Here is a 20504-nt window from a genome sequence, read left to right as displayed (position 1 = left end):
GTTGTGCGTTGCGGCCCGTCGCGTCACCCTGCCCCCGGCCAAAGCGCCCAGATGGCTGTGACGGCCAGCCCGATGTTGCACAGCAATCCCACGACAAAAACCATCGTTCTGGGGCCACCGGCCGGTTTGCCGATACCGGAATAATACAGCGCCCAGAACGCCAAGCGACTGACGAAGTATCCCCCCGCCAATCCGTTCACCAGAAGGGGCGCGGCACCGGCCAGGATCGCCATCAGCAAGGCCCAGCCAAAGGCAGGAAAACTCTCGGCAGAGTTGGCATAGGTCCGCAACGCACGAAAGCTCAGCTTCGAATGATCAAATCGAACCGGCATCCCGGGAACCTGTTCCTGATGCACAAAGGACAACGGCGCGGTCGCGAAATTCTGCAACAGGGTGATCAGCGCATTTCCAGCCAGCACAAGAAATGCCAAACGGTAGCCGGCCAGATAGGGCACTGCGTCAAAAATTGTTTCCATTTTGGGCTCCTCACATATCCAGATCCATCGCCTCGGCGATTTCGATTGTACCGCTGCCACTGAGATGAGGACAGTCACGCGCAAGGTCGATCGCCGCGTCCATGGTGTCGGCTTGGATCACGGTCATGCCAGAGGCGGGATTGGGGCCCCCGTGGTCTTCGATTCCATTGGGCGTGATCGTCTTGGAGATGCCGACAGGAAGCCCCGGGTCAACGAAAGCGGCCCCCAAACTGGCATTCCATGCCTTCCAGGCCGCCATATGCTTTGCCCCGTCCTCGGGGGTCTGAATGTCTGGTTGTCCGTGATAAATCAGCAAGAATTTGGGCATATCGGCTCCTGTTCTGAAGGTTTGGCCCATTTCATGACATCATTCTATTTATGTTAAAGAACATATTTTGAGACGCGCTAAAGTGGGTCTCAGAAAGGAATTGCCATGCCCTACAGCCCAGAACACCGAGAAGCGACGCGCGCAAAGATTGTCGAGGCCGCCCGGATCCTGTTCAATCAGCACGGATTTCAGAACGTCACGATTGATCAGGTGATGCAGCAGGCCGGTTTGACCCGAGGCGGGTTCTATAACCATTTCAAGAACAAGGAGGCGCTGTTCAGCGCTGCCGTTTCCAGTTTCTTGATGGGGCGCGGGGCGCAGTGGCGTCAAGAGGCCGGGATCGACCTCAGTGATCTCAAACCCGAGATGGCGGTACAGATGGTGGATGCGTATTTGTCGAACGAACATCTGGGCGATGTCGCCGGGCAATGCCCGATGATCGCGCTGCCCTCGGATGTGGCGCGGGCGGATACGGAAACACAAGAGGCGTTCCAGCATCTTCTCACGGCAATGGTCTGGCTGTTCGAGAATGCCATGCCCGACGACAAAACCAACCGTCACCAGGACGCGCTGGTCAGCGCGGCGTTGTGCGTCGGGGGGATGGTGCTGGCGCGCACGCTGCCCAGCTCTCAACTGGCAGAAGAGATCAGATCCGCCGCGCATAGCGCTGCGACACAGGCTGTATCCTCCCTGCCAAACCAGCCCACCCCATCACGGGAATTGTGACCAAGTGTGCGAGGCGCCGACAAAACCGCTTGTGCTCAATTGGCCCCACTGAGCTGCAGCAAATCTCTGGCCTCTTGCGGGGATGCGATCTCTCGCCCTGCATTCCTTGCACAATTTGCCAGTGCTTCAATCAGTTGCCCATTGGACAGCGTTTTATCGCCATTGGGCAGATAGAACGTATCCTCGACCCCGGTGCGCAGCATCCCGCCCAGATCGGCGGCCTTTTGATGGGTTTCCCAAATCTCGGACCGCCCGATCAGGGTGGCCTGCCAGAATGCACCGGGCAGCAGGTACTCCTGCAAGAACTCCAAAAGAACCGGGCTAACGGGCATCCCCGAGGCAACCCCCATCACCAGATTGTACTGAGCACGCGCGGTCATGCCATTTTTCACATACATCGCAACCGAGCGGACGATACCGGTATCGAAACACTCGAATTCGGGCAGAGTCCCGGATTTCGCCATCACGTCGATGAAATCCTGCACTTTCTCCGGAGTGTTATCGAACAGCATAGGCGGCCAGGCCCAATCGCCGTTTGAGCGGATTTTCAGATAGTTGAGGCTGCCCGCATTACAGGCCGCGATTTCGGGGCGCAGGGCCTCGACACAGGCCAGCGCGCCTTTGTAATCCGGTCCAACCGTCCCGGTGGTCGCATTTATGATAATCCCCGGGCAGGCCTGCCGGATCGCGTCGACAATTTCGATGGCCACGCTCGGCTCCCAAGAGGGCAAATGCCCTTTGCCTTCGGCTTGCTGACGAAAATGGATATGGATGATCGACGCCCCGGCCTCCATGGCTTGGCGCGCACTTGTGGCGCACTCGTGGGGCGTGACCGGAACCGGATGTCGCGTGGGATCGGTCAAAACGCCGTTTAGGGCACAGGTGAGAATAGCTTTGTCCATGATCTGCTCCTATTGCGCCGCAGCCAAGCGGGCGGGGGACATATGTTGAGATGACAGGGTGTCGAGCGCCAGCGCAGGTTTCAGCATGTCGCGGCCTTCGCCACATATCGGCTGCCGGGGCGCGGAGGCGTTTCTGCCCCGCCCGCAAAACACTGCGCGGTGGACATCCAGCCAAGCGCAACCGGGCCTTCAGCCACCAGATCAGTGTCTGCGAACGCGCGGGTCTGGGTGACAACGGCGGCAAAATCCACGGCAGGTCCAACAATGCGCCCAGCGTCTTCTTCTCCGGCTTCGAAAACCGTTCCAGACGGTAGGGTCAGGGTCAGGCGTGGCATTTTTTCGGGCACCGGCAGCCCCTGAACCTGATGCGACCAGGCGAATGTGTTCACGCCCAGAACCACGATATTCTTGATCCGGTCTGTCTGAGGGCGCGGCTGTCCAAGCACGTCGAAGATCTCGGACCCATGCGCCCAGGTCTCCATTTGTCGCGCTGTCATGGACGAACGCGCAGACATGGACGGCCCAGCCCAGGGCAATCGCGTCTTGGGGTCCATCGTGCTCCAACGCTGCGCCATGGCCTGCGCATTTTCGTGCCAGATGTCGCGCAGAGCTGTGCCGCGCGGCCCGACCTCTTCGTTCTCGATCTCACGGAATCCGCGGCCAGAGATCGCTGGCAAAACACGGCCAATCAGCGCCTGAAATGCAGGCTCGTCCCGGGCAGACAGATCCGCAGCAAGGTTCCAGAAATGCAGATGGATCAGCACCTCTTCGATGGTCCAGCCTTTGAACTGGGTCGGTGTCTTGAAGGCCTCATCGCCCAGCCCGGCAAGCACATCAAAAAGGGCTTCGGATTCGGCGCCGAAATCGGCAGCTTCGCTCAGGGTCATTGTGTTGTCTCCAGACTGGTACAGATAGGGCCGGGGTGAATCGCGTCGGCATCTGAACCGACAGCAACCCTGCGCAAACCCGGCCATTTTGCGGATCGAAAGACACGGCGGGCGATCGGGCGACGGTTGGGAATGCGCAAGGTCTTACACAGCATCAGCTTGGTTTCTCCGTCCATCCTGCGGGTCGTTTTTCGGCAAAGCTTGCCAGCCCTTCGCGCCCGTCCTCTGAGTGAGCCGCCGCAACGAAGACTTCGGTCGCCAGCGCAATCTGGCCGGTCCGATCCAACCCCGGCAACTCGCGCAACAGCGATTTCGTGGCCGCAAGTGCCATCGGCGACACCTTGGCCAGGCGAGCCCTGAGACTGGTGATCTCGGCCTCAAGCATTTCCGAGCTGCACATCGTATCGGCAAGGCCAGCGGCCACCGCAGCCTGGCCGTCACACCAGTCGCCCAGCAACATCATGGATCGGGTTCCCACCGGCCCCACCCGGTCGAGCACAAACGGGGCGATCTGCGCCGCCACCAAGCCTATTCTCACCTCTGACAAAGAGAACTTTGCATCAGGCAAGGTGATCACCCGGTCGCAGGCGCACAACAACCCAAGCCCCCCGGCAACTGCAGCACCTTCCACGATTGCGACGGTAAACTGGGGCAGCGCCCGTATCCGATCGAGCATTTGCGCGACAGCTTCACTCGACCGAGCGAGTGTCCGGCCCGAGTCACCCGCCATGGACAGGAACGCCTTGAGATCTCCGCCGGCACAGAAAACGCCGCCTCGGCCGCGAAAGGCCACGCCCCGGATCTCGGGGGCATTGTCAAGCCAATCGGCCAATCGCAGGATTTCGGTGACACGCTGCGATGTCAAAGGGTTGCGCCGCTCTGGTTCGTTGAACCAGACGGTAAGCCATCCGCCCTGTCGTTCGAGATCGAGATGCTGAAAATCCTGTTCCAAATGATGGAGCATCAGCTACGTCCTCCTTCCACCAAAACTGATCGTGCACAGTGTGTGCGATTGGGCTTCCAAACAGGGTTGCAAGCAGATGGCCCGAACCCTGCCGTGTTGCTCTGGGCGGCGGCAAATCTTGAATTCGCCCAGCATCGTGATTCGGTGTGTCTGAGAAACCTCCACCCCCGACGAAAGCTTTGATGTGACCTGCATACTCCCCCCCCGAAAATAACAAACCTTATGGTCGGTTTTTGATACTTTAAACTCCCCAATGCGACTTTAATAATGTGTTTATTATCGGGTGTTCAATAAAAATATTGAAAAAGACCGAACGTTCTGTATGTTGGCGACAAGGAGACAAGCATGGCGCAACCAGAAACCAAGCCCAAGCGGCGCAGCCAAGAGGACAGAGTCAAAGAGACCCGGGATGCGGTCTATGAGGCGATTCTGACCAGCCTGGACGAAAGAGGGTATTCGGCGACGACATTCTCGGCCGTCCAGCAGCTCTCTGGCCTGTCTCGTGGCGCCCTCACCTATCACTTTGCTTCGAAACTAGAGATGATCACCTTCGCGTGCCGCCGATTGCTCGAGGCTGCGATCCGCCCCACGCAGGCAGGCGCTGGCACGGCCCGCGCGGCAGCGTCCGGCAATGTCGCGGATTTCTTGATGTTTCACTGGCGCCACGTTGTGAACACACGCGAGGGGCGCGCCTTTATCGAAATCATCGTCGCCAGCCGCACGGATTTAGAGCTCGATTCCGAAATCGGTCCGATGCTTGAAGATTGGGACGCCAAGATTTGCCGTTCAGCAGTCCAACGCTTCACCGCGGTCAGCGGCTCTGAAGAAGACGCCGCGCTTTTGTGGAGCATGGCACGGACCTTTTTGCGGGGGCTGATCATTCACGGTCGCTTCCTGAACGATCCCGCGCAATTGGAGCAAATGGTCAATCGTTTCGGACAGATGCTCGCAGAGGAAGTGCGCCTGAAAGGGGTCGAAAGATGAACCTGGCGCAGCAGAGACTGATCTTCACCTGCGATCATGGCCTAAGCGGCCCACGTGGTCCTCAGCAAAGAGCCGGCCAAAATGACAGGGCGAGCGCTGAAGGACGAACAGAATCTACGACGCGTTGGCGAGACGGACTTTGCGCGTTTCACCCGCGTCCCGGAAGAGCACGATTTGCATCTCGAAATTTTCGTCGATGCAGAAGCCAACATGTAGGGAGGAAATGTCATGGCTTACTTCAAAGATACGGCGGAGCTTTATCATTATCTGGGTGGGATTTTTCGCCAGGCTGATGGGGATCCGGAAGTGGGGCCAGCGCTCAAGGCATCGGGCATCACCCTGCGCCTGGAATACAACGGCCCGTCCGCGATTCTGACCATTGAAATGAAGCCGGACGGCATTGTCGTCCACGAGGGTGAAAGTGACATCAAGCCAGATGTACGGATGCAGATGTCGGCCGATGACGCCAATAAATATTGGCGTGGTGAATACAACGTCGCCGTCAATCTGGCCCGTGGCAAGGTGAAGGCCAAAGGGCCGGTTACCAAAATCCTCAAGTTGATCCCTGCGACCAAGCCATTGTTTCCAAAGTACAAAGCCATGATGGCCGAAAAAGATGCGGAGATGACGGCGTGAAAGACTCTGCAAATGATGCCCTGCATTTGCCGCTCTATATTGACGGCAAATGGGTGGACACGCCTGATCGAACCGAGATCCTGTCGCCCATTGATGGGCAACTTGTAGGAACCGCCGCCGCAGGGGGCGAAGACGAGATGGCGCAAGCCATTGCGGCCGCCAAATCCGCCCACGAGCGCGGGGACTGGCGCAATATGGACCCCGAAGAGCGCGCCGATATTCTTGAAGCGATCTCGGATCGTATGAATGAGCAGCTTGACGAGCTTTGCGAACTACACGTGCGTGAAAACGGGGTGACGATCCGGGCCGCGATCGCGTTCCACGTGGGCTATGCGATCGCGCATCTGCGATACTTTGCAGACAGCGCGCGCAGCTATGAGTTCGAGAAGTCCGGGCCGATGCTCGAATATCCGACGCTGGCCGCCGGATTGATCCGGAAAGAGCCCGTCGGCGTGTGCGGCGCAATCGTGCCGTGGAACTTCCCGCTGTTGCTGGCGATCTGGAAAATCGGACCCGCCCTGGCAGCCGGGAACACAATCGTGGTGAAGGCGGATGAAAAGACGCCTTTGATCCTGTTGAAATTTGCCGAAATCGCCCATGAATGCGGGCTGCCTGCCGGGGTTCTAAACGTGGTGACCGGGCTTGGGCAAGTTGTCGGCGCCCAACTGGCCGCGCATCCAGATGTCCGCAAAATCGCCTTCACCGGCTCGACAGCCGTGGGCAAGCTTGTTCAGCAGGCCGCCAGCGACAACCTGAAGAAGGTCACGCTGGAATTGGGCGGCAAGGGTCCGAATATCGTTCTGGAAGACGCGGACCTGCGCGAAGCTGTGGACGGGACGCTGTTCGCCTTTCTTGTCTATTCGGGACAGGCCTGTGAAAGCGGCACAAGGTTGCTGTTGCACGATGCGATCTATGACAGGTTCATGGAGGCCCTGATTGCCCGCGCCAAAACCGTGGTCATGGGCGACCCGATGGATTTTGACACCGATATGGGGCCGATCATCTCGGCCCGGCAAAAAGCGCGCATTCAATCCTATATCGAAGCGGGCAAGGCCGAGGGCGCGACGCTTGCGCTTGGGGGCGGTGATCCCACGGCCGTCGAGGGCGGATATTGGATCGAGCCGACGATTTTCACTGACGTCACCAACGATATGAAAATCGCCCGTGAAGAGATCTTTGGCCCGGTTCTGTCGGTGATCCGCATTCACTCGGACGAAGAAGCCATCGCCATTGCAAATGACACTGAATATGGGCTGTCCGCAGGGGTCTGGACGCAGGATACCGAGCGCGGTGTAGCAATTGCACGGCAGATCGAATCCGGGACCGTTTGGGTGAATGATTGGCACATGGTCAATCACCTTTATCCCTTTGGTGGCTATAAACAATCTGGCCTTGGGCGCGAGCTGGGTCCGCAAGCGCTGGACGAGTATACCGAAACCAAGTTCATCCACGCGGACATGACCCGCAGCCTCGACGCTCATATCTTTGATGTCGTGGTTTCGACCCCGTGGGAGGACATGTCCGATGGCTAAGGCAGCGGTTCTTCACGAAGCCGGGCAAGCGCTGTCTCTTGAAGAGATGACGCTGACGGATCTGGCCCCGAACGAGGTGCACATCAAAGTGCATGGCGTCGGAATTTGCCACACAGACCTCAGCGCACTCGAGGGGATGGTGCCCCTGCCGACCCCTGTCGTTCTGGGGCATGAAGGCGCAGGCGTGGTTGTGAATGTCGGGTCCGAGGTTTCGCATCTTGTCCCGGGTGATCATGTGGTGGTGAGCTTTGACACCTGCGGCGAATGCGAGTTTTGCCTGGATGGGCGCCCCGCCTATTGCGAGGTCTTCGCCGCGCTGAACTATTTCGGCACCCGGATGGATGGCTCCCCGACCCTGTGTGGATGCAACGGAGGAGAGCTCCACGGCAGCTGGTTTGGCCAGTCCACCTTTGCGACCGAGGCGATTGTCAGCCAGCGCAACGCGGTCAAGGTCGACAAATCCCTGCCGCTTGAAATCCTTGGTCCGCTGGGGTGTGGCTTCATGACGGGCGCCGGGACCGTGTTGAACGTTCTGAAACCAAAACCGGGCCAGTCGATCGCCATTTTCGGCATGGGCAGCGTCGGATTGGCAGCCCTGATGGCGGCCAAAGCCGCAAGGTGCGACACCATCATGGCCGTGGATCCGAACGCTCAACGGTTGGAACTGGCCACAGAGCTTGGGGCGACACACGTGTTCAACCCAACAGAAACGGATGATTTGGTTTGGGATGTGATGGAGGTCGCCAGCCCGGGGCTGGACTTCAGCATCGACTGCGTGGGCGTGGGACCTGTCGTGCGTCAGGCGCTCGAGGTTCTGCGCACCCCGGGCAGCTGTGCCACCGTCGGCCTGGCCGGCTTGGAAAACGAAATCATGATTGATCAGGGGCACCTCTTGTTGGGGCGCAATTTGCTTGGCGTGATCGAGGGCGATGCAGACCCGCACCGCTTCATTCCCCAACTTCTGGAGATGTGGCAGGCAGGGGACTTTCCCTTTGACCGGCTGATCGAGAAATTCGATTTCTCGGAGATCGCGACCGCCATCGCCGCCGCGAAGGCAGGCACGGTCGTCAAACCAGTCGTCATCATGAATTGAAGCATCGCGTTAGGGAGGAAGCAATGCTGAACTATTCCGTCATTATGGAGGATACCGCACGCCGTCGGCCGGATCATCCAGCGTTCAAGTTTATGGACACCACTTTGACCTATTCGCAGGTCAACGCGGCCGCAAATCAGGTTGCGAACGGGTTGGTGGCCAAGGGCATTCGCCCCGGGGACAAGGTGGCGGTCAGCTGCCTGAGCGTTCCCTATTTTCCGATGATCCTGTTTGGCATTCTGAAGGCGGGCGCGGTTTTGGTACCGCTGAACGTGCTGCTGAAGCCAGGCGAGATCGAGTATCACCTCAAGGATTGCAAGGCCAAGGCCTATTTCTGTTTCGAGGGAAATGAGGTTCTGCCGATGGGGGGGTGGGGTTTTGAAGCCTTCGAAAATGCCCCGGATTGCGACCACTTCTTTATGGTCACGGCGGATCCGGCTGCGGCTTCTCCGATTGAAGGCACGCAGACGCTTGGCCGTTTGATGCAGGGGCAATCGGTGGAGTTTGACCCTGTTCAAACGCAGGCCGACGACACGGCAATCATCATCTACACCTCTGGCACCACGGGTGCGCCCAAAGGGGCCGAACTGACCAACTCGAACCTGATGATGAACACCGTGTTGCTGCGCGACCTGATGCAGTATCAAGACAGTGATGTGTCGTTGTTGGTCCTGCCCTTGTTCCATGTCTTTGGTTTGATCGTGCAAATGGCCTCGGGCATCTACCACGGCGTGACCCATGTCCTGGTTCCCAAGTTTGAACCTGGCCCAGTGATGCAACTACTGGATCGCGAAAACGTCTCGGTGTTTTGCGGGGTTCCGACCATGTATTGGGCGCTTCTGAACACCGAAACAGACGCGAACCTGGACAATATTTCCAAGCATCTGCGCTGTTGTATTTCTGCTGGCCAATCGATCCCCGGCGCGACGCTGACTGCGTTTGAGGAAAAGTTCCATACCACCATTATCGAGGGGTACGGCATGTCCGAAACCTCGCCTGGGATCACGTTCAACCGGTTGGATATGGATCGCAAGATCGGGTCGGTGGGCACCCCGTTTTGGGGGGTGAATGTGCGCGTGGTCGATCCGGAAGGCAAAGATGTAGCGCCGGGCGACCGGGGCGAGATCATCTGCCGGGGGCACAACGTGATGAAGGGCTATTTCGGCGCCCCCGAAAAGACCGCAGATGCGATCAGAGACGGCTGGATGCATACCGGCGATGTGGGCACATTCGACGAGGACGGGTATCTGTATATTCTCGACCGGATCAAGGAAATGATCATTCGCGGCGGTGAAAACATCTATCCCGCCGAAGTCGAGGCCATGCTGACGGAACACGAGGCCATCAGCCTTGTTGCGGTGATCGGAACCCCCGATGACCGGCTGGGCGAAGAGATCAAGGCCTGTGTGGTTCTGGCCGAAGGGGCCAAGATCAACGAGGCAGAGCTCATTTCCTGGGCTAAGAACCGGATGGCGGCGCAAAAATATCCGCGCGCCATCGAATTCATGGACGCACTGCCCATGACGGCAACAGGCAAGATCCGGAAGAAGGAACTGAAGGCGCGCGAAGAACGCCAGCTAGCAGTGGCGAGCGGCTCATAAAACGGCCTCCGTACCAGGCTGCGCCGATATATGTCGGCGCGGCCATTCCATCATTTGCGCCGGGCAGGGCCGAACTCTCGACTGGCCATTTTGGGGCCGATGCGCATTCAACGACCCGCCCCACTTTGATGGACTTTGCGATCACACGCCCGCCGAGCAGGAATTGCCGTACCACTCACGATGAACCTCCAGGCCGAATTGGACAAGGATGATGCCGCGCCCAAAGCCATTTGTCGGGCAGGCAAGTGTTTTACGCATATTGACTGACTGACCGTCAGTCAATAAAAGAGCCACAAATCGGAGACAGCCTTGGCACGAATCATCAAAGCCCCAGAAGAACGGCGCGCAGAGATCGTCGAAACAGCAGAGCGGCTGTTTCGTCAGCATGGATATGCCAAGTGCTCGGTCGAGATGATCATTCGCGAAATCGGGGTCGCGAAGGGCACGTTCTATTACTATTTCAAATCCAAGCCCGACATTCTGGAAGCCATTGCAGACAAGACGCTGAACCAGATCGTCGAGATGGCCAATGGCGTGGCCGATGCCCCCTCACTCTCTGCGATGCAGAAGATGGAGGCGCTGCTGGGAAACAGCCATATCGGCAATGACGGCAGCCTTGAAGTCGCTGAAATGCTGCATCTTCCCGAGAACCGGGAGCTACACGAACTCATCAACATTCAGACGGTCCTACAGCTGTCACCAATCCTTGCCCAGATCGTCGAGCAAGGCATTGACGAAGGCGTCTTCGACGTCGCGCGCCCCCTGGAAACCATCCAGTTTCTCTTCACGGGCACTCAGTTCCTGACGGATGGCGATCTGTTCGGATTTACAGACGCAGAACTGCGCACTCGGCGCCTGGTGGCGCAGACAATCATAGAAAAAGCACTCGGCGCCGCGCCGGGAAGCTTTGGCTTCATGAACCCCATTCGGGCGATGGAGTAGAGGCATGAGCAGGGACACACCTCTCAACCTTAGGAAGTATTTCCATGACAGATGTTGCTGCACCAACACGGGCCTTTCAGGTCCCCTCCTCTGCTTTGATCGGCTTCTTCCTTCTGACCTTCGCCCTCACATGGGGCGTTGTCGGAATGTATATTGTGGCGCCTGACTGGTCGTTTTCGACATTCGGAGAGATCAGCGGATCGCATCCGTTATTCTTTTTGGCGACCTGGGCGCCAGCGATCTCGGCGTTTGGGCTTGTGCTTTTCTATGGCGGAGTCGCCGGGCTCAAAGCCTTTCTGTCCCGGCTTTTTATCGGGCGCTTATCGACCTTCTGGCTGGTCTTCATCCTGGTCGGCATCCCGCTTGTCTATATGCTCGGGTCTGTCCTGAAATCGGGACCTCTCCTTGCGCCCATGCCACCCGAAAGCGCCAGCGCGATGATCGCCCTTTCCTTTATGATGCTCTTCCTGGGCCCGATCGAAGAGTTCGGCTGGCGCGGCGTCGCACAGCCCCTCTTGCAACGGCATGTGGCGCCTCTTTGGGCGGGCATGACCATCGGGACCGTCTGGGGCATCTGGCATCTTCCTGCGTTCTTCTTGTCCGGTACGGTCTTCGCGGGCTGGAGTTTCTTTCCATTCCTCCTTGGCAACATCACCCTGGCCGTGCTTGTGACACCCATTTTCAATTCGGGGCGTGGCAGCCTGCTGTGGCCGATGCTGTTTCACTGGCAGTTGATCCTGCCACTTTGGCCGGATGCGCAGCCATACGACACCTGGATTCTGGTCGCTGTGGCGGTGGTCGTGGTGTGGTGGAACCAAGACACCATGCTGTCGCGGACCGGCGCGGTGACACAGGTCATCCCCGAACGTCGCCGAGCACATCCATGATATCGCTTTGTCGTGCGGTAGTCTTCGTTCCCGCCTGGCTAATCTTCTCGAGCTTGGCCGCCCATGCCGACCCGTCAGATCTCAGGGTCGAAATGCAGGCGCTGCTGGGCTCTTTTCACGAAACCTACGGGTTCCCGGGGGCGACGGTCGCCTTTAAGACCCCTGACACAGAGGTCCAGAGCTTTGCCGTGGGTCTTGCGGATGTCGAGGCCGGTCACCCGATGACACCAAAGACCCGGATGTTGGCCGCAAGCATCGGCAAGTCGATTTGGGGCGCGCTTGTGCTGTCCCTTGAAGCCGAGGGACTGCTGAGCCGGACCGATCTGGTGTCGAAATACCTTGGGGATCAGCCGTGGTTCGCACGCGTACCAAACGCGAAGGACTTGACGATTGCTCATCTTCTCACCCACACATCGGGGGTGCCGGACCACGTTCACATCGAGGGCGTGGCGCCCAGGTTGATGTCCATGGGGCAGTCAGAGCGGTTCGATCCTGTGGAATTGGTGTCTTTCGTGTTGGACACACCTGCGCTTTTCGAGGCTGGGTCGTCCTGGAGCTATTCCGACACGGGCTATATTTTACTGGGCCTGACCCTGGAGGCCGCGACCGGGACACGCGTGTTTGAACTGGCCGCCGAGCACCTTCTGAATCCGTTGGGCCTGTCCGCCACAGCCCCATCCAACAGCCCCACACTCCAAGACCTTGCGGTTGGATATACCATCAATGACAATCCTTTTGGCCTCGCGCCCCGCACGATGGATGACGACGGCCGCCTGACCTGGAACCCGGTCATCGAATGGACAGGTGGTGGATTTGTGTCCACCTCGGCCGAGCTCGCAATTTGGGGGCAGGCTTTGTTCTCGGGCATGGCGATGGAGACAGAGTATCTGGGCGCTTTGCTGGATGGAGTCGCCGTCCACCCGGATGCACCGGACATTTTCTACGGCGCAGGGGTGGCGATCCATCAGAACACGCCAAACGGACCCGTATATGGCCACGGTGGTTGGATTCCCGGCTACGTTTCCAGCCTAAGACACTATGCGGATCACAACCTTACGATTGCGTTTCAAATCAATAGTGACGTCGGCATCGTGGATGATACCACCGATCTCGTCCCGGCGCTGGAGGCAGCTCTTGCGGATTTGCTTCTCCGCCCGCAAGACCAAAGGTAGGTGCAATCGACCCTTCAGCAGCACATTTTGCCCCGACGAAAACCCTTGCCTTTTCCTCACGTACTCCAGCTTTTCCAAGGCTGTGCGACGCGACATCTGCCCGGTTTTGAAAAGACGATGATGATCGCGGAAACGAGCGGCTGAGGTCTGCGTCAATGAGATCCAAGCAGGGACAATTCCAGGCTTTGGGCAATCATCAAATCCGCAACGCGCAGCGATTGTCCGCCCGTCACCCGAGCGATAACCTGGTCGCCTGCCAAGATGTCCGCCCCCAACCCGTCTGTCCACACCTCGATCGATAGGGTGGCCTCTGGCTCGTCGGCTCTGCCCCCCTCTTGCGTGATAAAACCGCTCTCGATGTAGATAACGTCCTCAGCAGGATTGAAATCGGTGATGACAGACTTGGTTAGATCAAAGCCAGCCCCGGTTCCGGCCGCGTTATATTGCGTCAGGGACAGCCCAAAGATGTCCGCGCCCTCTCCTCCGGCAAGCTCGTTTCCGTTGCTGGACAGGATGATATCATCGCCCAAGCCCCCCTGAACTGTGCTCATGTCGCTCGGGTTCGAAACGTCTTGCGAGAACTGGCCATGGACCGCGACCTGGTCATTTCCGTCTCCTGCATCGACAAGGTCCCCGGGACCGCCACTAACCGTATCATCCCCTCCACCAGCAGAAATCGTCTCGGGTGAAAAGTAATCGCCGTCAATAAGGTGACCCGTTTCATCATCCGTGAACGCCCCACCATCAAGACTGATACGGACCGGAATATCCATAAGGTCATCGACCGAGGCGCCGAAAACCTCGGCGAGTACACGATCACCAAACATCAGATTGGCACCGTCCCCTGCCTCGCGGGCGACAGCGGTCACGTCGTAAGTATCCCCATCCGAAACCAAAAGATGTATCCCACTCAGCAGGTCCGTCTCGGGATCATAGTCCAGCACTTGCAGGGGGTTTTCAGCGTTTGAGGACAGGGTCAGCTCAAATTCATCCGCGCCCTCACCGCCCACAAGCGTCGATCCGCTGGAGCCGCGAATGAAGTCGTCACCCTCGCCTCCAAAAAGGATGTTTTCGCCCTCGGTATCCACCAGAACATCATCCCCACCACCCCCATACAGGCTGTCATCGCCGCCCTCGCCGCGCATCACATCGCGCAGGTCTCCGCCCCAGGCCGCATCATCGCCATCCCCCAGGAACACAGTGCCAAGCACACTTCCGTCGACGACCAGGGTGTCGTCGCCGCGACCAGTTTCGATGTCATAATTGTCGTCGCTCACGTGGTAAGCGCGGCCTTCGGATTGCGTGCTATCGTCAATGGCCCCAACTGCATCTGTGACCTCAATGGCATCCGTCCCAAGCGATGGCGGTTCCGGGGCCAAGAGGTCGGTTGTCTCTTCTGTGGGCGTAGAATCCGCAGTGTCCGTGGGATCAGAGGCGTCCGGATCGGCGTCTTGTCCGCTTTGTGGCTCGGGGGTGTCGCCATCCATCAGGGCAACGGCAAATATCCCAATCCCCAACAAAGACATGAGCAGAAATTCCATAGCACTCTTCCTTAAAAACCAAATACCAATGCTCGTCGAGCCTTGGGCACCAGTTTCGCCCAAAATCGCAATCCTTTCAACGCTTAGTATCCTCGGCGCGTCTGCCCAGCGCCGGGGGGATGCACCTGAAACACTGTACAGGATTGATGGATACGGACCGTTTCACAGACAGAACCCGCGTGTTCGCGCAGCTGCGCGACCGCCTGGGCACGGGTGATTTTCTGCGCATCCGTGTCGCTCGCCGGTATTGTTTGGGTTTGGTGTTTTCCCCTACATTCTCTTTATGCCTGCCAAGATTCCCTTCTTTCCGCCTGTCGCGTCTCGGACACACGAAGTCTGCGGTGCCGGGGCCTATGCGTTTGCCTTTGCGGTCATGGCGCAGCGGCCGGGCAATGTAATCTGGGTGCGCGAAGCGTGGGAGAACAGACAGATCAACCCCACGGGCTTTGCCGATTTTGTGGACCCATCCCGCATGGCGATCTGCGCCACCAAAGACCAGACCGAAACGCTGGCCGTCGCAGAAGAGGCCCTGCGTTCAGGCGCCGTGTCATTGGTTGTCCTGCAGCTTGGCAAACCCATTGGCCTGACCGAGGGACGCCGGTTGCAGCTGGCCGCCCGCGACGGAAAATCCACCGGCGTGGCGATCATCCCCGAAGGCATGGGCAGCAACGCCGTGGAAACGCGCTGGCGCTGTGCGCCGGTTTTCGATCCAGCCACACCGACCGGGGACTCAACTCTGCAACGGTGGGAGCTTATTAAGAACAAATCAGGAACATTGGGTGTTTGGTATGTTCGATGGGACCGGACGGCGCGTCGTATCACTATGGTTCCCCCGGCTGGCAAGTGACCGGGTTCTGCGGTTGCATACCTATAACGGCCCCTTTGCCCTGACCCTGAAAGAACAAAACGCCAATCGGATTTACTGCCTGAACAGAGCAGCCACACAGGCCGGGCTGCATCCGGGGATGCCCTATGCGGATGCCCGTGCCTTTTGCCCTGATCTGCAAAGCCGCGCAGCCGAGCCCGCCCAGGATCAGCGGTTTCTACATATGCTTTGTCGGTGGGCCACGCGGTATTGCCCCTGGGTCGGTCTTGAAGGTGCGGATGGTCTGGTGCTGGATATCACCGGGTCGGCTCATCTGTTGGGCGGCGAAGAGAGGTTGCTCGCCGATCTGCGCAGCCGCCTTACGCGTGCCGGTGTGTCGGTCCAGATTGGTCTGGCCGATACGCGCGGCGCGGCCTGGGCCCTGGCCCATCATGGCGAAGGCATAGCCCCAAGCGGCGATATGCTGTCTGCGCTGAAAGACCTGCCCGTTGCCGGGTTGCGGATCGCGCAAGAGACCTCTGTTGCCCTGCAACGCCTGGGGCTGCGCACCATTGGTGATCTGAGCAGGGTGGCACGCGCGCCGCTGACACGCCGGTTCGGGCCGGGCCTTGTATTGCGGCTGGATCAGGCCTTGGGCACACAGCCCGAAGAAATCTCTCCGCAAGCTGCTCCACCCCATTACGCGGTCCGCATGAGCCTACCAGACCCCATTGGGCTTTTGCCCGATGTCATGGCCGGAACAGAACGATTGCTGTCCAAGCTGTGTGCCAAGTTGAAGGCACAAGAGATGGGCGCACGACAGCTTTGCCTGAGCCTGCGGCGCATTGATCAAGACCAGCAGCAGGTCGAGCTGCGCCTGGCCCGCCCCCTGCGCGAACCCGGCCGGATTCTGGCCCTGTTCGAGCGCGGCCTGGCCGAGATTGACGCCGGATACGGCATTGATCAGCTACGGCTGGAGGCAACACAAGTCGAAAACCTGCCAATACGTCAGATCAGCCATGTCTCGAGTGGCGGACAAGAGAAGCTGGACGATCTGATCAGCCGGCTTGGCACACGGATCGGGCTGGAGAATATCCAGCGTTTTCTTCCCGCTGACAGCCATATCCCCGAGCGCAGCTTCATCATGGCCCCAACGGCATATTCTGACCCCGCAAGCGGTTGGAGCACTGTGCAACCTCGCCCGGTGTGCCTGTTCCCCCCCGAGCCCATAGCCGGCGATGGGCCCCGGCCTCCAAGATATTTTCGTTGGCGGCGCATGTCCCTGACCACAGGGCGCGCCACCGGCCCCGAGCGCATCGCCCCCGAATGGTGGCTCGAGGATGACCAGTGGCGCTCGGGTCTGCGCGATTACTGGCGGGTGGAAACGCGCGAAGGGCGCAGGCTGTGGCTGTTTTATACACCGCAAAATCCAGGCTGGTTCGTGCAGGGGGAACTCGCATGACCAAGGCCAATTCCCCCCTGCAACCTGGCAAGACCCAGCGACAACAGCCCCCAAACAGCCCGGTGGCAGTGCAGGGCTATGCCGAGCTTTGCGTGACCACGAACTTTACCTTTCTGACGGGGGCCTCTCATCCCGAGGAACTGATGCTGCGCGCCGCCGAACTGGGCCTGTCCGCCATCGCCATCACGGATCACAATTCGCTGGCCGGGGTGGTGCGGGCCTGGTCCGCGCTCAAAGAGCTGAAACGCGAAACACAGGACACGGTGCAGATCCGGTCTCAGCAACGGATGGACAGCTCGTCCCGGCAGGTCACACATCATGGAGATGCCCTAGACAAGCCCGACATCATCGCCTTGCCCAAACTGATCGTCGGATGCCGGTTGGTGCTGCAAGACAGCGCGGTGGACTGGATTGCCCTACCCCAAGACCGGGCCGCATATCACCGTCTGTCGCGTCTTCTGACCTTGGGCAAACGCCGCGCCGAGAAAGGCGACTGCATTCTATACAGCAAAGATCTGTTTGTGGCCTGCAAGGGCATGATCCTTATCGCCCTGCCGCAAGGCGATTTGACCCAGGCCATCCCGGATATCAGCACCCTGCGGCGGCACTTTCCAGGGCATGTCTTTCTGGGGGCCGCCCCGCGGTATGATGGCAGTGATCAAACCTATCTGAATCGCTGCGCACAGGCCGCGGGGCGGGCCTCGGCCCCGATGGTCGCTGTGGGGGATGTGCTGATGCACCGGGCCAGCCGACGACAATTGGCGGATGTGCTGACCTGCCTGCGCGAGCATCTTACAATCGACGAGATCGGAACCCGCGCGCTGCCCAATGGCGAACGTCGTCTGAAGGCAGGGGCGGACATGGCTCGCGTTTTCTGCAATCACCCCGCCGCACTGCGCCGCACACTCGAGATAGCGGACAAGTGCAGCTTTGATCTGAGCGAGCTGTCCTATGAATACCCGCACGAGGAAACCGATGGGGAAACCCCGCAGAACCGGCTGGAGCGACTTGCGAACGAGGGCTTGAAACGCCGCTATCCGAATGGCCCGCCCGCACGGGCGCTGGAGCTGCTGCACAAAGAGCTCACCGTGGTCAAAGAGCTGAAATTTCCGGCCTATTTCCTGACCGTCCATGACATCGTGCAATTCGCCAAGTCGCAGGGCATTTTGTGCCAGGGGCGTGGGTCTGCGGCCAATTCGATCCTCTGCTATCTTTTGGGCATCACCGATGTCAGCCCCGATATGATTGCCATGGTCTTTGAGCGGTTCGTGTCAAAATACCGGGGCGAACCGCCCGATATTGACGTCGATTTCGAACATGAGCGGCGCGAAGAGGTGATCCAGTGGATTTACCGCAAATACGGCCGTCACCGTGCCGGACTGTGCGCCACTGTCATCCATTTTCGCTCTCGTGCTGCGATCCGCGAAGTGGGCAAGGTCATGGGGCTCAGCCAGGACGTGACGGCCGGGCTGTCTGGTCAGATCTGGGGCAGCGGCAATGGCGGCGTGGACCTGGATCGGCTCCGAGAGCTTGGCCTTGACCCAGCCGACCGCCGCCTGATGCAGACCATCCACCTGATCGGCGAAATCATCGGCTTTCCCCGGCACCTGTCGCAACATGTGGGCGGGTTTGTCATCACCGCCGGGCGGTTGGATGAACTGGCCCCGATTGAAAACGCCGCGATGGAGGACCGCACCGTCATTTGCTGGGACAAGGATGACATCGACGCCCTAGGCATCCTCAAGGTCGATGTGCTGGGATTGGGGATGTTGTCCTGTATCCGCAAGTCCTTTGAGCTGCTGCAAAGCCACAACAATATCACCCACAGCATTGCAACGGTGCCCCAGGCCGACACGCCCACCTATGACATGCTGTGCCAAGCCGATGCGATTGGCGTGTTTCAGGTCGAAAGCCGCGCGCAGATGAACTTTCTGCCCCGCATGCGCCCGCGTGAATTTTATGACCTGGTGATCGAGGTCGCCATCGTCCGCCCCGGTCCGATCCAGGGCGACATGGTGCAGCCCTATATCCGGCGACGCAATGGGCAGGAAAAATCCGAACCGTTCGGCCCAGAACTGGAAGAGGTCACAGCCCGCACGCTGGGGGTGCCCTTGTTTCAGGAACAGGCCCTTCAAATCGCGGTGGTCGGCGCGGGGTTTTCCGCCGAAGAGGCCGATCATTTGCGCCGCTCGCTTGCCTCGTTCCGGCGGATGGGCACGATTGGCGCCTATCGCGACAAGTTCATCACCGGGATGCTGAACAATGGCTACTCCCAAGAGGTCGCCGAGCGTTGTTTCGGCCAGATCGAAGGTTTCGCCGACTATGGCTTCCCCGAAAGCCACGCCGCGGCCTTTGCCATGTTGGCCTATGTCTCGGCCTGGCTGAAATGCCATCATCCGGCGATCTTTGCCTGCGCCTTGCTGAATTCGCAGCCGATGGGGTTTTACGCCCCCGCCCAGATCGTGCGGGATGTGCGCGAACATGGGGTCGAGGTCCGCCCGATCTGCGTGAACCATTCAGACTGGGACAACACACTCGAACGCCGCCCGGATGGTGCTTTGGCGTTGCGGCTTGGGTTTCGCCAGATCAAAGGCTTCAAAGAGGACGACGCCGGCTGGATCACCGCTGCGCGCGGCAATGGCTACCCGGACCCACAGGCCCTGTGGCTGCGCGCGGGGATCCGGCCCGATGTGCTGACCCGCCTGGCCGAGGCAGACGGGTTTTCCGACATGGGACTGACAAGGCGCGATGCCTTGTGGCAGGTCAAATCGATCCAAAGCCCCCGCCCCTTGCCGCTGTTCAACGACCCGATCGACGGTGAGGTCAGCAACGAACCCTCTGTCGATCTGCCCAACATGCATCTGGGCGAGGAAGTCGTAGAAGATTACGTTTCCACACGGCTGACCCTACGCGCCCACCCGATGGAGCTGCTGCGGCCCTCGCTGCCCGGTCTTGTCACCCATGCCGCCCTGAAAGAAGTCCCCCTGGGGCGGTACAGTGTCTGCGGCCTGGTGATCACCCGGCAACGCCCGGGCACCGCCTCTGGGGTGATTTTCCTGACACTGGAAGACGAAACCGATGTCAGCAACGTGGTGGTCTGGCCCAAGGTCTATGAACAGTTCCGGCGGGTTGTCATGGGCGGGCGGCTGTTGCGCGTCACCGGCTATCTGCAACGCGAGGGCATCGTTGTGCATCTGATCGCCCAGCAGATCGAGGACCTGTCCCATAAACTGTCCCAGTTGGGCCACCCTCAACCCGAGGCGCTGACCACCGAAGGTCCTCGCGCCGATGACACCCCGAAAAACGCTCGGTATCCCAGGCGGGCCATGCACCCGCGTGATCAGGCGAAACGGCTATTCCCAAGCCGGGATTTTCACTAAGCCCCCCAGGGCTTGGGCCACTTGCCGCGTCTATTTCGTTGACAGAAACACTCTGCGACCCTACTCGCACTGACACAGCATGGCGCGGATGCACTCTCTCGACGTCTTGATCGCGGGATCAAGGTCGTGGTTTTATTTGCAGCGCAGGACCTGATAAGAGGATCCTCGACGCCGCGCATCGGTTAA

At 59.4% G+C, this 20504-nt stretch carries 19 protein-coding genes; 13 read left to right on the top strand and 6 right to left on the bottom strand.

Annotated elements, in window-relative coordinates:
- Nucleotides 1–23: 23 nt before the first annotated feature.
- Nucleotides 24–476, bottom strand: a complete 453-nt coding sequence (locus tag ACXADQ_RS10915) for an MAPEG family protein (RefSeq protein WP_475320203.1) — start codon at nt 474–476, stop codon at nt 24–26.
- A gap of 10 nt (nt 477–486) precedes the next feature.
- A complete protein-coding gene (locus ACXADQ_RS10910; protein WP_475320201.1) occupies nt 487–804 on the bottom strand; it encodes a YciI family protein in 318 nt (105 codons plus the stop codon).
- Between the two features lie 105 nt (nt 805–909).
- Between ACXADQ_RS10910 and ACXADQ_RS10905 the strand changes: the two genes are divergently transcribed.
- A complete protein-coding gene (locus ACXADQ_RS10905) occupies nt 910–1530 on the top strand; it encodes a TetR/AcrR family transcriptional regulator (protein WP_475320200.1) in 621 nt (206 codons plus the stop codon).
- 35 nt (nt 1531–1565) lie between these two features.
- Here ACXADQ_RS10905 and ACXADQ_RS10900 read toward each other — a convergent pair whose 3' ends face one another.
- From ACXADQ_RS10900 to ACXADQ_RS10890, 3 genes are all read right to left on the bottom strand, one after another.
- Nucleotides 1566–2432 (bottom strand): beta-keto acid cleavage family enzyme, encoded by an 867-nt coding sequence (locus ACXADQ_RS10900; protein WP_475320197.1) that lies wholly within the window; start codon nt 2430–2432, stop codon nt 1566–1568.
- Nucleotides 2433–2512: 80 nt separating this feature from the next.
- Nucleotides 2513–3319 (bottom strand): TIGR03084 family metal-binding protein, encoded by an 807-nt coding sequence (locus tag ACXADQ_RS10895; RefSeq protein WP_475320194.1) that lies wholly within the window; start codon nt 3317–3319, stop codon nt 2513–2515.
- 154 nt (nt 3320–3473) lie between these two features.
- A complete protein-coding gene (locus tag ACXADQ_RS10890; RefSeq protein ID WP_475320191.1) occupies nt 3474–4283 on the bottom strand; it encodes an enoyl-CoA hydratase/isomerase family protein in 810 nt (269 codons plus the stop codon).
- A gap of 345 nt (nt 4284–4628) precedes the next feature.
- On the opposite strand from ACXADQ_RS10890, the gene ACXADQ_RS10885 reads away from it, so the two are divergent.
- The 9 genes from ACXADQ_RS10885 to ACXADQ_RS10845 all read left to right on the top strand — a co-directional run bounded on the left by ACXADQ_RS10885 (nt 4629) and on the right by ACXADQ_RS10845 (nt 13130).
- Entirely contained in the window at nt 4629–5267 is a 639-nt protein-coding gene (locus ACXADQ_RS10885; RefSeq protein ID WP_475320186.1) for a TetR/AcrR family transcriptional regulator, read from the top strand.
- Between the two features lie 54 nt (nt 5268–5321).
- On the top strand, nt 5322–5483 hold the full coding sequence (locus ACXADQ_RS10880; RefSeq protein WP_475320184.1) for a hypothetical protein: 162 nt from the start codon (nt 5322–5324) through the stop codon (nt 5481–5483).
- 12 nt (nt 5484–5495) lie between these two features.
- A complete protein-coding gene (locus tag ACXADQ_RS10875; RefSeq protein ID WP_475320182.1) occupies nt 5496–5903 on the top strand; it encodes an SCP2 sterol-binding domain-containing protein in 408 nt (135 codons plus the stop codon).
- Entirely contained in the window at nt 5900–7435 is a 1536-nt protein-coding gene (locus tag ACXADQ_RS10870) for an aldehyde dehydrogenase family protein (protein ID WP_475320180.1), read from the top strand. Before ACXADQ_RS10875 ends, ACXADQ_RS10870 begins: the two co-directional genes overlap by 4 nt.
- Complete coding sequence (locus ACXADQ_RS10865) at nt 7428–8528, top strand: NAD(P)-dependent alcohol dehydrogenase (protein ID WP_475320178.1); 1101 nt, start codon at nt 7428–7430, stop codon at nt 8526–8528. Before ACXADQ_RS10870 ends, ACXADQ_RS10865 begins: the two co-directional genes overlap by 8 nt.
- Before the next feature lie 23 nt (nt 8529–8551).
- Nucleotides 8552–10129, top strand: coding sequence for a long-chain-fatty-acid--CoA ligase (locus tag ACXADQ_RS10860; protein ID WP_475320174.1), 1578 nt, complete (start codon nt 8552–8554; stop codon nt 10127–10129).
- Nucleotides 10130–10438: 309 nt separating this feature from the next.
- On the top strand, nt 10439–11071 hold the full coding sequence (locus ACXADQ_RS10855; RefSeq protein ID WP_475320170.1) for a TetR/AcrR family transcriptional regulator: 633 nt from the start codon (nt 10439–10441) through the stop codon (nt 11069–11071).
- Nucleotides 11072–11115: 44 nt separating this feature from the next.
- Nucleotides 11116–11958 (top strand): CPBP family intramembrane glutamic endopeptidase, encoded by an 843-nt coding sequence (locus tag ACXADQ_RS10850; protein ID WP_475320169.1) that lies wholly within the window; start codon nt 11116–11118, stop codon nt 11956–11958.
- Nucleotides 11955–13130 (top strand): serine hydrolase domain-containing protein, encoded by a 1176-nt coding sequence (locus ACXADQ_RS10845; protein WP_475320167.1) that lies wholly within the window; start codon nt 11955–11957, stop codon nt 13128–13130. Before ACXADQ_RS10850 ends, ACXADQ_RS10845 begins: the two co-directional genes overlap by 4 nt.
- 152 nt (nt 13131–13282) lie before the next feature.
- On the opposite strand, the gene ACXADQ_RS10840 is transcribed toward ACXADQ_RS10845, so the two are convergent.
- The gene (locus ACXADQ_RS10840) at nt 13283–14671 is read right to left on the bottom strand and encodes a calcium-binding protein (RefSeq protein WP_475320164.1); all 1389 of its coding nucleotides are present in this window, start codon (nt 14669–14671) and stop codon (nt 13283–13285) included.
- Nucleotides 14672–14954: 283 nt separating this feature from the next.
- On the opposite strand from ACXADQ_RS10840, the gene ACXADQ_RS10835 reads away from it, so the two are divergent.
- The 3 genes from ACXADQ_RS10835 to ACXADQ_RS10825 are packed head-to-tail and all read left to right on the top strand — an operon-like array spanning nt 14955 to nt 20318.
- The gene (locus ACXADQ_RS10835) at nt 14955–15518 is read left to right on the top strand and encodes an ImuA family protein (protein ID WP_475320162.1); all 564 of its coding nucleotides are present in this window, start codon (nt 14955–14957) and stop codon (nt 15516–15518) included.
- Nucleotides 15460–16938, top strand: a complete 1479-nt coding sequence (locus tag ACXADQ_RS10830) for a Y-family DNA polymerase (protein WP_475326070.1) — start codon at nt 15460–15462, stop codon at nt 16936–16938. The genes ACXADQ_RS10835 and ACXADQ_RS10830 overlap by 59 nt, the downstream gene beginning before the upstream one ends.
- Nucleotides 16935–20318: an error-prone DNA polymerase gene (locus tag ACXADQ_RS10825; RefSeq protein WP_475320160.1), complete on the top strand. Its 3384-nt coding sequence runs from the start codon at nt 16935–16937 to the stop codon at nt 20316–20318. Before ACXADQ_RS10830 ends, ACXADQ_RS10825 begins: the two co-directional genes overlap by 4 nt.
- Nucleotides 20319–20504 lie beyond the last annotated feature (186 nt).

It is taken from the genome of Thalassovita sp. ABM4_323, from assembly GCF_056158665.1.
The sequence above is the reverse complement of the archived record's forward strand: the minus strand, read 5'-3'. Positions and strand labels throughout refer to the sequence as shown.

Bases quoted from the DNA above. Each gene is read 5' to 3' on its own strand.
- ACXADQ_RS10915 (WP_475320203.1), bottom strand. From the start codon at position 476: ATGGAAACAATTTTTGACGCAGTGCCCTATCTGGCCGGCTACCGTTTG.
- ACXADQ_RS10910 (WP_475320201.1), bottom strand. From the start codon at position 804: ATGCCCAAATTCTTGCTGATTTATCACGGACAACCAGACATTCAGACC.
- ACXADQ_RS10905 (WP_475320200.1), top strand. From the start codon at position 910: ATGCCCTACAGCCCAGAACACCGAGAAGCGACGCGCGCAAAGATTGTC.
- ACXADQ_RS10900 (WP_475320197.1), bottom strand. From the start codon at position 2,432: ATGGACAAAGCTATTCTCACCTGTGCCCTAAACGGCGTTTTGACCGAT.
- ACXADQ_RS10895 (WP_475320194.1), bottom strand. From the start codon at position 3,319: ATGACCCTGAGCGAAGCTGCCGATTTCGGCGCCGAATCCGAAGCCCTT.
- ACXADQ_RS10890 (WP_475320191.1), bottom strand. From the start codon at position 4,283: ATGCTCCATCATTTGGAACAGGATTTTCAGCATCTCGATCTCGAACGA.
- ACXADQ_RS10885 (WP_475320186.1), top strand. From the start codon at position 4,629: ATGGCGCAACCAGAAACCAAGCCCAAGCGGCGCAGCCAAGAGGACAGA.
- ACXADQ_RS10875 (WP_475320182.1), top strand. From the start codon at position 5,496: ATGGCTTACTTCAAAGATACGGCGGAGCTTTATCATTATCTGGGTGGG.
- ACXADQ_RS10865 (WP_475320178.1), top strand. From the start codon at position 7,428: ATGGCTAAGGCAGCGGTTCTTCACGAAGCCGGGCAAGCGCTGTCTCTT.
- ACXADQ_RS10860 (WP_475320174.1), top strand. From the start codon at position 8,552: ATGCTGAACTATTCCGTCATTATGGAGGATACCGCACGCCGTCGGCCG.
- ACXADQ_RS10850 (WP_475320169.1), top strand. From the start codon at position 11,116: ATGACAGATGTTGCTGCACCAACACGGGCCTTTCAGGTCCCCTCCTCT.
- ACXADQ_RS10845 (WP_475320167.1), top strand. From the start codon at position 11,955: ATGATATCGCTTTGTCGTGCGGTAGTCTTCGTTCCCGCCTGGCTAATC.
- ACXADQ_RS10840 (WP_475320164.1), bottom strand. From the start codon at position 14,671: ATGGAATTTCTGCTCATGTCTTTGTTGGGGATTGGGATATTTGCCGTT.
- ACXADQ_RS10835 (WP_475320162.1), top strand. From the start codon at position 14,955: ATGCCTGCCAAGATTCCCTTCTTTCCGCCTGTCGCGTCTCGGACACAC.
- ACXADQ_RS10830 (WP_475326070.1), top strand. From the start codon at position 15,460: ATGTTCGATGGGACCGGACGGCGCGTCGTATCACTATGGTTCCCCCGG.
- ACXADQ_RS10825 (WP_475320160.1), top strand. From the start codon at position 16,935: ATGACCAAGGCCAATTCCCCCCTGCAACCTGGCAAGACCCAGCGACAA.